Source organism: Nostoc sp. T09, from assembly GCF_002154695.1.
GTDB lineage: Bacteria > Cyanobacteriota > Cyanobacteriia > Cyanobacteriales > Nostocaceae > Aulosira.
This window is the reverse complement of the sequence record NZ_MTAV01000031.1, coordinates 1-10,025: the sequence shown is the minus strand read 5'-3', so window position 1 is coordinate 10,025 and position 10,025 is coordinate 1. Positions and strand designations below refer to the sequence as shown.

Below are 10,025 nucleotides of genomic sequence, written 5' to 3'. Positions count from 1 at the left end.
CAACAGGAGCGATCGGGCGTCCGCTACTCGCCCAATTACTTGCGAAGGGTTGCAGCAGCAGAGCGGGGAAATACTGGCGTTTATCTGATTACCGATGATCGACCCTTGCAGGTGCGCGATTGGCTTCCTGCTTTTGCTCAATGGTTGAATGCGCCACCGCCACCGCAGATATCCATTGAGGAGACAATGAAAGGATAAGGCAATAAAGGAGATCGACAGATGACTCAGAAAACATGGTTTATTACAGGTGCTTCCCGTGGAATTGGAGCCGAAATCGCGAAAGCCGTTTTGGCAGCAGGGGACCAATTAATTGCGACCGCCCGTAAAAAGACCGATCTGCATCAATTTGAGTCGAACCCAAATGTGTTGGCGCTCAGCCTGGATATTACCGACGAGGCTCAGGTGCAAGCGGCAGTTGCAGTAGGACTGGAACGCTTTGGGCAGATCGATGTGTTAGTCAACAATGCGGGATTCGGTTTACTGGGCGGCATCGAAGAAACCAGTGCAGAAGAGGTTGAGCGGGTCTATCGCACGAATGTCTTCGGGCTGTTGAATATGACCCGTGCCGTATTGCCCAGTATGCGTCAGCGCCGCTCTGGACACATTATTAACCTATCGTCAATTGGGGGCTATCGCTCCACTCCAGGGTGGGGCATCTACTCCTCAACCAAGTTTGCGGTTGAAGGCATTACCGAAGCTCTGCATGATGAGTTAGCTCCTCTGGGCATCCATGCGACTGTTGTTGAGCCGGGATACTTCCGGACCAATTTTCTCGATGGCAGCTCGCTTCAGCGCACTGCAATGGAAATCCCGGATTACGCGGACACGGTCGGTAAAGTTCGTAAAATCGCCTCTGACCTAAGCTATCAACAACCGGGAGATCCCACCAAGCTTGCCCAAGCGATGCTTCAGCTCGCTAATGCTGATACTCCACCTCTACGGTTGCCTCTCGGTACAGACACCCTTAAAGCCATTGCTGAGAAAAACGCTTACGTCGAGCAAGAAATGGCACAATGGCGCGCTCTGGCTGCATCTACTGATTACAGATAGTGGGCGCAGGAGGGTGAAGGAAAGATAGCGAATGAATGCTTTCAAGCTCTCGGTGCCGACATTACATCCTACCGAGGACTTGAGGTGTTGAAATTGACAAGAATTTAGCAGAGGCGACAAAGATTCAGAAACCGCTGATATTGCATATGAGTGCAAATGACGAGTATGTGTCACCAAGTGCTCAAGCGACCATTCACCAAGGACTGAAAGACAACCCCCTGGTAACAATCTATCGCTATGAAGGAGTGAGTCACGGGTTTAGTCGCATGGGTAATTCCGCTTATCGCAAAGAAGCCGCGGAATTAGCGCGCGATCGCACGTTAGCGTTTTTGAAACAGCATTTAGGCAGTGGTGTCAAAGTTTGAAATAACAGATTGTTTACTATTCATCAACAAAAGGAGAACGTGATGGTTGCTCAAGAAAACTCACAAGCGGTGAAAGTTTTGGAAGTTGCAGATGATCCGCGTCTTTCCAGAGAAGTGAAGGCATTTTTGAAATTACTGAATTCAAGTGATGTGCCTTTAGAGACATTAACTCCACTTGAAGCGCGCCAAGTACTCGTGGATGCACAGGCTGCCGTTAAAGTCGATCTTTCAGGCATTGAGGAGTCTGAGAAGACGATTACCGCTGACGGTTATCCGATTACGCTCAACATCGTGCGACCTGAAGGGGTCAAAGGTATATTGCCTGTCTTCATCTTTATTCATGGCGGTGGTTGGGTGCTGGGCGATTATCCAACACACAAGCGCATGGTTCGCGATCTCGTCGTGCTTTCAGGTTTTGCGGCTGTCTTTGTCAACTACACTCGCACTCCAGATGCTCAGTATCCGCAGGCTGTCAATGAGATATATGCCGCTACCAAATGGGTTGGCGAGCATGGTGAGGAGATTGGGGTTGATGGCAAAAATCTGGCAGTCGTTGGCAACAGTGTCGGCGGTAACATGACGACTGTAACCACTTTGATGGCGAAAGCGAAAGGGGGCCCGCATATTAAGTTGCAAATTCTGATGTGGCCGATCGTAGATGCTGATTTTGAAACGGATTCTTATCACCAATTTGGCGAGAAACGTTTCCTGACCACACCTTTGATGAAGTGGATGTATGACCTCTATACGACTGACCTGGAAAAACGCAAAGAAATATATGCCTCTCCCTTACAGGCTAATGTTGAGCAACTGAAAGGATTGCCTCCGGCGTTAATTCAGGTCGCAGAAAGCGATATATTGCGTGATGAAGGTGAAGCCTATGGACGCAAGCTAGATGAAGCAGGGGTAAAAGTAACAACCGTGCGTTACAACGGCATGATTCATGACTTCGGGCTGCTGAATGGTTTAGCCGAGACTCCAGCAACCCGTTCTCTTTTTGTCCACGCAGCCGCTGAACTGAAGAAATATCTGCAATAGAAACAACCGTTTCTTTTACTGCCTGCAATTAATCCTCGTTCTTGTCAGGTTTTGGCGATCGCGGGCTTGAGACTGCTCTGACTTATCCAATACATAGATGTTTTTGCAGTAATTGGCTTCGTTTGGGTTCAAAAATTCGCGATCGCACTCAAGCAGCGATTCGAGTACTTTGCTCCGGGCTTGTTCACTAGCTCAACTCAATCAGTTCAGCATAAATACAAAGGTAAAGAAGTGCTAGTTTTTACATTAAAGAAATTTCAAAGGTTTTTGCTGTTGCTACTCGCATTCAGCGTTTTGGTTATTGTATTGATGCGTCCAGAAGTAGCCATTTCAAAGGAATTATCCCAAAGAATCAACTCTAAACCCTCAATTGTTCTTGTTCATGGTGCCTTCGCTGACGGTACATCATGGCAACACGTCATTCCACTTTTGGAACAAGATGGCTATACAGTGACCGCTGTGTAGAATCCGCTCTCCTCACTTGCAGAAGATGTTGCAATGACTAAGCGTGTGATTGATGCTCAGAAGGGTTCTGTTGTTGTAGTTGGACATTCTTACGGTGGAAACGTGATCACGGGTGCGGCGGCTGGCAACCCGCAAGTAAAAGCTCTAGTTTATCTCAATGCTTTCGCACCGGATTCAGGCGAAACGACTAGCCAGTTAAATGGCAGATACAAAGCACCTCCAATCAGCACGGCAATTGTGCCTGATGCGGCAAACTTTCTCTATATCGATCGTGAGAAGTTTCACGATCTTTTTGCCCAGGACGTGTCGAAGGCTGAGGCGCGGGTGATGGCAGCAACACAAAAGCCGATCGCCAGCGCAGCGTTTGACCAATCAGTGAATGACATAGCTTGGAAGACAATTCCTTCCTGGTATCTCGTAACTCAAAACGATGTCTGACGACAAGCCGCTGCGCGTCTACGAGCCATCAACCCTGAGCTTCAGCGATTTATGGCAAAACGCATTGGTGCCAAGACAACCGAGATCAAAGCCAGCCATGTGGCCTTTATCTCTCATCCAAAAGAAGTTACCAAACTCATCGAAGCGGCTGCAACTGCTGCTATGAAGTAGTCCTAATTTGTTTGGAAAGTCATTTACATCTCAACATCAACAACTTTTGATTAACTAAAAAAGGAGCATAGTTGCAATGACAATTGATCAAAGCGGACTTGTTGTTCAATCAGGTGAAGGTCGTTCTTACTACTTTGGTCAAGACCTTTATACCTTCAAAGCAATTGGTGAAGAAACTGGGGAAGCTTATGCCCTTTGTGAGGTAATTGTTGCACCTAGTGGCGGTACGCCGCCCCATCGGCACACCCGAGAAAATGAATCATTCTATGTTCAAGACGGAGAGATAGAATTTCAGCTTGACGATCGTACTCTCGTGGCAACGGCTGGAACTTTCCTTCATTCGCCTAAAGGTCAACTTCACCGATTTACGAATACGACTGCTACACCCGCTAAAATCCTGGTTTGGGTTACTCCTGCTGGCTTTGAGAAATTTATTGCCGAAGTTGGAAAGGCAGTGAATGGTCAGATTACCCCGGTCGCATCGTTGAGTTCTGAAGACCTGAACAAAATTCTTACTACTGCCCCTAAGTACGGTATCGAGATTATCCCTCCACCATCTGAGTAACAATAATGCGATCGCCAACAGTTCGCAAGTACCCAGGCTCAATGTGCCGCAAGCAACCGAAACCACTTAAAGGATGTGTAAATGGACACTGAATACTACGAAGATATTATTATCGGTGGTGGTAAAGCGGGTAAAACACTTGCACCAGCGCTGGTCGCTGATCGTGAGATGAGTCTCCAGGGAAGGCATTTGCTTGTAGCAGTCGGTCGTGCACCTACAACCGATACCTTAAATTTAGCCGCCGTCGAACTCACCTTAAAACAGCTTACGATCAAGAAAAAAAACAGCGATCGCTCTATGTTGATTTTACTGGTGGAAGACGACCCCGCCCAATTGGAACCATTGCGAGCTGCACTATCAAAAGCCGGACATATTGTTGATGCTATAGAAGATGGCGAAACTGCCCAATGGCTTTTATCTCAAAAAGATTATGACTTGCTCATCTTAGACTGGATGCTGCCTCATGTGAGCGGAGTTCAACTTTGCCAGGAATATCGACAGGCTGGGAAAACTTCTCCGGTGTTGATACTTACCGCCAAGGACACTACCTCAGATAAAGTGACAGGTTTGGATGCGGGTGCAGATGATTATTTAGTCAAACCAATAGATGTAATGGAATTACTGGCTAGAGTAAGAGCCTTAGCAAGACGTTCCCCATTTTGGCAGGGAGACATTCTTAGCTTAGAAGATTTACATCTCAACCTCAACAACCTGACAATTGAGCGAAATCAGGTAACAGTTCAACTATCTGGTCGCGAGTTTCAGTTGATGGAATATTTGATGCGTCACCCACGTCAAGTTTTATCTCATAATCAAATTGAACAAGCTCTTTGGGGATGGGGAGCAGAACCAGAAAGTAACGCTGTAACAACATTAGTACGGCGACTGCGACAACGCCTGCAAACAGTTGGAGCTAAAGATTGGGTAGAAAATGTTTATGGTATGGGTTATCGCTTCGACGTTCCTAAAAATGTTAACTTACGCCCTGATGAATAGATGTATTCTCCTTATTTATCTTTACATATAACGAATAATTTCAAAACACTGTTGATAGCTTTTTTTTGGACAATTTTTCCCTAGTTAAAAAAATATATTTTCCTTTGCTATCTAACCTTTGAGGGAGGTTTAATAATAAAAATTACCTTAAGATGATTACAATTAATATAAAGCTTGAGCAGTACACATAAAAATCTTATTATTTAAAGTTTATAGACTTTCTATATTAAAAGGCTAAAGCAATGAAATTGTTTATTTTTCAATTACAAGGCACTTTTTTTATAATAGCAAGTATTGCCGTCCTACTTTACAGTAACAGTGCGATCGCTGCCGAAAAGGTTGTGCTTAAATACAATATTTTTCGTCCATCTGTATCAGTTGATGAATTAGCAAAGCTTGCCAAAACTGGAGAAGTTTCATCTAGCCTAAATTTCTACTTTAATCAGGCTCGTCAAGACCCAGAAAAAGTTCGGCGAATCTTGGCACAAGAGGTAAACGCCAATCCTGTTATTTTAGATCGCTTACTAAATAACCGAATTGGTGAATTTCTATTGGATCGAATTGGTCAGTCAATTAGTACTCGCTCTGGTCAGGCAAATCGACAGGCTTTGCGTTCAGCTATTGTTTTATCTGCTAATAAAGATAATAAAATTTCATTGATTGAAATTATTCAAAACTATCCAGCAACAGAAGTTATTGTTGAAGGCGATCGTCTTGCCCAGACTTATAACCAACTATACATTCTCGCAGAAAAACTACAAATGGTTATGCATATTCCTACATCTTAAAATTAGATGTCGAGCTAGCAATATGGTTCAGTTAACAAGCTCATACAACTAATTTGAGCGTCTGCCAAAGTATTCTCCACACGTTAAAATTTTTACATTTGCCATAAATAATCTACAGCTTTTTTTGGAATGGTTTTGGTAAAATGTAAACCCGGACGTAGACTTAATGCATAACATTCTCGCAGAGGCGGAAAGTGAAATTTTTCTAGCATCGAATGCAGCAAGCATTAGCGATAGCGAGCAAACTCAACCGTGCGATCGCTAAATTTACTAGCGGAACTAATAACAAGGAATTTTCATCAGTTGCTGTGATCTCGCTGATTCAAGAGTCAAAATCAGATGCAAACATTTCGACTCCCTTACTTAAGACGTTTAGCTGTAGCCTTCCTTTTGAGTATTTGTGTTTTGTTAATGCTGTGGTTGAGTTCGCCATTGCTGCCAATACTAGCAAAACCGGAAGCTCAAATTTTTACGCAAGTTTGGCAAACGGTCAACGATAATTTTTACGACTCGAAATTTAACGGAGTTAATTGGAAAGCCGTCAAGGAAAAATATCAACCTTTAATTAAGCAGGCTCAGTCGAGCGAAGATGTCGCTACTACGATCAATCAGATGCTCTCGGAACTGCAAACTTCTCATACACGCTTCTATACTCAAAATGAGCCTGCTTACTACCAGCTTTTAGGAATTTTTCAGCCTATGAGTAGTGAGTTACAAAAGCAATTAAAACAGTTTTTTCCCACAGGCAAAATTGAATACACTGGTATTGGCTTAGTTACTAAAAATATCAATGGCAAGACCTTTGCTAGTTCTATTCTCGATGACAGTCCTGCTGCTAAAGCTGGCTTAAAGGTAGGAGACCAAATTGTTGGTGTTGATGGTAATGAATATCACCCAATTCGCTCTTTCGCTGGCAAAGCAGGTCAAGCAGTCAAGATATTGATACAGCGATCGCCCTCATCTAGCAGTCGGCAAGAAATTGAAGTTGTGCCGAAAGTACTAGATGCCAGCACAATGTTTTTGGCAGCTCAAACAGCAAGTGTTGAGATCGTTGAACGCGAACAAAAGAAAGTTGGCTATATTCATATTTGGTCAAATGCAGCTGACCCATACCAGCAACAACTTCAGGATGAACTCATCTATGGTCGCTTGAAAAACGCAGACGGGTTAGTTTTGGATCTCAGAGATGGATGGGGAGGCGGAGATATTAGTTATCTCAACATCTTTACTGCCAAACAAGGTCCAACCGTCACTAATGTTCAACGCAATAACAGGCGATACACTTATAACTATCAATGGAAAAAACCTGTGGTGATGGTAGTCAATGAAGGAAGCCGCAGCAGTAAAGAAATTCTGGCGTTCAGCTTTCAGCAAAGTCAGATTGGGCCAGTTATTGGAACTAAAACTGCGGGGGCAGTAGTTGCTGGTCGTCCGTTTATCATGCAGGATGGGAGTCTGCTTTATGTAGCAGTCACCAATGTTTTCCTTAACGGTAATCAAAGGTTAGAAGGCAAGGGAGTGACACCAGATATTAACGTTCCATTCTCTTTAGAATTTGCTCAAGGAGCAGATCCGCAAAAAGATAGAGCTATAGAAACTGTGCTACGGACATTAAAATAGCCCGTAGTACCGCTGCCTTGGAAGTCAAAAGGAGCCAGTGCGTTGGGCGGCTAGCGTCTCCGCAGGAGAAGGGTAGGGAGTTTCCCCCGTTGTAGCAACTGGCGTTCAAAAAGCAAACTCACCTGTTGATCGTCAGTGTGGTCTACTTGGATGGGAATGCACATATCACCAACTTCCTCAACTGCTGATTTGGTTTCGTTAAGACTACCCGATGCCCGATCGTTGGAATCAGAGTTTTTGAGGCTGCGCCCTGTAACGTACACTGCGCACCTGCTTCACCAAGTCCAATAGCAATTCCTTTGCCAATACCCCGTGTGGCTCTTGTAACTAATGTTACTTTTGCCTCTAAATATTTCATGCTCGCTAGCTTGTTGTAATTATTGTTATGCCGTCAAACTCTATAGGACTCATATTTGATTTTTGAAAAAAACTCAGTACAATTTTATTCCTTCTTCCCTGTTCCCTGTTCCCCGTTCCCTGTTCCCTCCCTAAGTAAATAATTTCAGTAATCAAATCGGATTGCTATAGTTTTCAAGCTAACATTTCGCTGTGCGATCGCTTATTTTCAAAGGACAAGACCAATTAATGCCTTACGGGGTAAATCCAAGAGCAATTGTTTCCATCCCTCAGCAGTTCAACACAGTTTATGAATTCATTGAATGTTATTGCTCGCTAAAGTACAAATACATTATCATTGCTTGAAAAATAACGAGAATGCAAGAACTTTACCCACCTATCGAACCCTACCGCGAAGGTAGTTTACAAGTTTCTAACCTCCACACAATTCATTTTGAAGAGTCTGGCAACCCAGATGGCAAGCCGATTGTATTGCTTCATGGGGGACCTGGTGGTGGTTATCTTCCTGTTTATCGGCAATACTTCGACCCAGAAAAATGGCGTTTAGTGATGTTTGATCAACGTGGTTGCGGTCAAAGTACACCCCATGCTGAATTGAACGAAAATACGACTTGGGATTTAGTTAACGATATTGAAAAACTACGTCAGCATTTAGGTATCGAGAAGTGGGTAGTCTTTGGTGGTAGTTGGGGAAGTACTTTATCATTAGCTTACAGTCAAACACATCCCTCTCGTTGCATAGGCTTAATTTTGCGCGGCATTTTCATGCTCAGACAAAAAGAATTGCGTTGGTTTTATCAAGAAGGTGCAAGCTATATCTTTCCTGATACTTGGGCAGAATATCTCAAACCAATTCCGGTAGATGAACGTGATGATCTGCTTTGTGCTTATTACCGACGTTTAACTAGTCCAGATATCCAAATTAGATTAGAAGCTGCTCGTGCTTGGTCAGTTTGGGAAGCTAGTACCAGTAAATTATTTCCAGACTTTGAACTGATGCAAAAGTTTGGCGAGAATGAGTTTGCTTCGGCTTTTGCTCGCATTGAATGTCATTACTTTATCAATCGAGGTTTTTTTGAACCAGAAGATCAATTGCTGCTAAATATTCACTGCATTCGCCACATTCCAGCAGTAATTGTACAAGGACGTTATGATGTTGTTTGCCCAATGGTATCAGCTTGGGAATTACACTGCGCTTGGCCAGAAGCCAAATTTGTAGTTGTACCTGATGCGGGACACTCGATGAGTGAGCCAGGGATTCGCAGTGCTTTGATTGCAGCTACAGATCAATTTGCTAGCTTGTAACAAAAGCAAAGCAGATAGAGAAAGTGAAGTTACTTGTAAACAGTGTTCAAGGGGTATAGGTTATTTACTAGAAGCAACTTTTTTTATGAATTTAGGCTTTTATATTGTTATTTCTATTCCAACGACACTTTTTTTTATTCACTTAATTGGTTCTTACTGGAATTACTATGAAATTGGCATTAATGCATCGGCAAATTTGTTAAGTCTGATTTTCTTTGTGGCACCGATCATGTTTGTTTTATTTACCGCCAGTGGATACATAATGTCCAAATTGGCGCAGCATTGGAGAATGAAAAAACAGGCATCAGTCGGCATTGGGGTGTTAGGGGTTGTAATCACATTTATTATTGGGTTTATTGTAACTAGTGGAGAATTTTCTAATTATCCAAGACCCATACCGCATAATTTTCTTGAATTCTTGCGCTACTACTTACATCTTGCACCAAAAAAAGTTGATGGAATTTAAGCATTAAGTATAAAATCCAAATTCCTTGATTTAGTGCTCAAAGCTAAGAGGATGTTTTAAAAGCCCTGGGTGATGTATTAAATACTTTTAGATCCCCCTAAATCCACGCCACTTGCTTCAAGTCGGGGAACCCGACGACACTTGCTTCAAGCCGGGAAACCCGTCCAACGCAGTGTCTCCCCAACGCAGTGGCTCCCCTTAAAAAGGCAGGGCTGTTTCATTCCCTAAAAGGCTTGAAAATGCAAGGATTCAGGAGATAAAAAACGAGCTTGGTATTCAATCTTAGGCATCAAGATGGTCAACAATTTAGGTTCTTCAGTACCTAGTATGCTAAATTTACATGAGAAAATCTCAAAAAGCTTGGTATACATGGGAAATCATGCTTATTTGTCAGATTATTT

Annotated in this window: 11 protein-coding genes and 1 pseudogene; 11 read left to right on the top strand and 1 reads right to left on the bottom strand. The window is 43.3% G+C overall.

Features of this window, described 5'->3' with window-relative positions; all coding sequences use genetic code 11:
• The 9 genes and pseudogenes from BV372_RS08660 to BV372_RS08620 all read left to right on the top strand — a co-directional run.
• Window positions 1-198: pseudogene (locus BV372_RS08660) on the top strand (hypothetical protein); the annotation flags it as partial.
• A gap of 21 nt (window positions 199-219) precedes the next feature.
• Entirely contained in the window at window positions 220-1,050 is an 831-nt protein-coding gene (locus tag BV372_RS08655) for an oxidoreductase (protein ID WP_086685876.1), read from the top strand.
• A gap of 92 nt (window positions 1,051-1,142) precedes the next feature.
• A complete protein-coding gene (locus BV372_RS08650; RefSeq protein ID WP_086685874.1) occupies window positions 1,143-1,415 on the top strand; it encodes a dienelactone hydrolase family protein in 273 nt (90 codons plus the stop codon).
• A 42-nt stretch (window positions 1,416-1,457) separates the two neighbouring features.
• A complete protein-coding gene (locus BV372_RS08645; protein WP_086685873.1) occupies window positions 1,458-2,453 on the top strand; it encodes an alpha/beta hydrolase in 996 nt (331 codons plus the stop codon).
• Window positions 2,454-2,951: 498 nt separating this feature from the next.
• Window positions 2,952-3,356, top strand: a complete 405-nt coding sequence (locus BV372_RS37055) for an alpha/beta hydrolase (protein ID WP_218776696.1) — start codon at window positions 2,952-2,954, stop codon at window positions 3,354-3,356.
• 247 nt (window positions 3,357-3,603) lie between these two features.
• Window positions 3,604-4,092, top strand: coding sequence for a cupin domain-containing protein (locus tag BV372_RS08635; protein ID WP_086685871.1), 489 nt, complete (start codon window positions 3,604-3,606; stop codon window positions 4,090-4,092).
• Window positions 4,093-4,389: 297 nt separating this feature from the next.
• Entirely contained in the window at window positions 4,390-5,088 is a 699-nt protein-coding gene (gene rppA / locus BV372_RS08630; RefSeq protein ID WP_086685878.1) for a two-component system response regulator RppA, read from the top strand.
• Window positions 5,089-5,330: 242 nt separating this feature from the next.
• Complete coding sequence (locus tag BV372_RS08625) at window positions 5,331-5,876, top strand: alpha/beta hydrolase (RefSeq protein ID WP_086685869.1); 546 nt, start codon at window positions 5,331-5,333, stop codon at window positions 5,874-5,876.
• A 339-nt stretch (window positions 5,877-6,215) separates the two neighbouring features.
• A complete protein-coding gene (locus BV372_RS08620; protein WP_086685868.1) occupies window positions 6,216-7,496 on the top strand; it encodes a S41 family peptidase in 1,281 nt (426 codons plus the stop codon).
• A 50-nt stretch (window positions 7,497-7,546) separates the two neighbouring features.
• Here the strand turns inward: BV372_RS08620 and BV372_RS36100 are convergent, their stop codons facing one another.
• On the bottom strand, window positions 7,547-7,759 hold the full coding sequence (locus BV372_RS36100) for a hypothetical protein (RefSeq protein WP_179198016.1): 213 nt from the start codon (window positions 7,757-7,759) through the stop codon (window positions 7,547-7,549).
• 451 nt (window positions 7,760-8,210) lie between these two features.
• Here BV372_RS36100 and pip point away from each other — a divergent pair, with 451 nt between their 5' ends.
• Both pip and BV372_RS08605 read left to right on the top strand, forming a co-directional pair.
• Window positions 8,211-9,158, top strand: coding sequence for a prolyl aminopeptidase (gene pip / locus BV372_RS08610; protein WP_086685866.1), 948 nt, complete (start codon window positions 8,211-8,213; stop codon window positions 9,156-9,158).
• Window positions 9,159-9,243: 85 nt separating this feature from the next.
• Window positions 9,244-9,624 (top strand): hypothetical protein, encoded by a 381-nt coding sequence (locus BV372_RS08605; RefSeq protein ID WP_143845035.1) that lies wholly within the window; start codon window positions 9,244-9,246, stop codon window positions 9,622-9,624.
• Window positions 9,625-10,025: the final 401 nt, after the last annotated feature.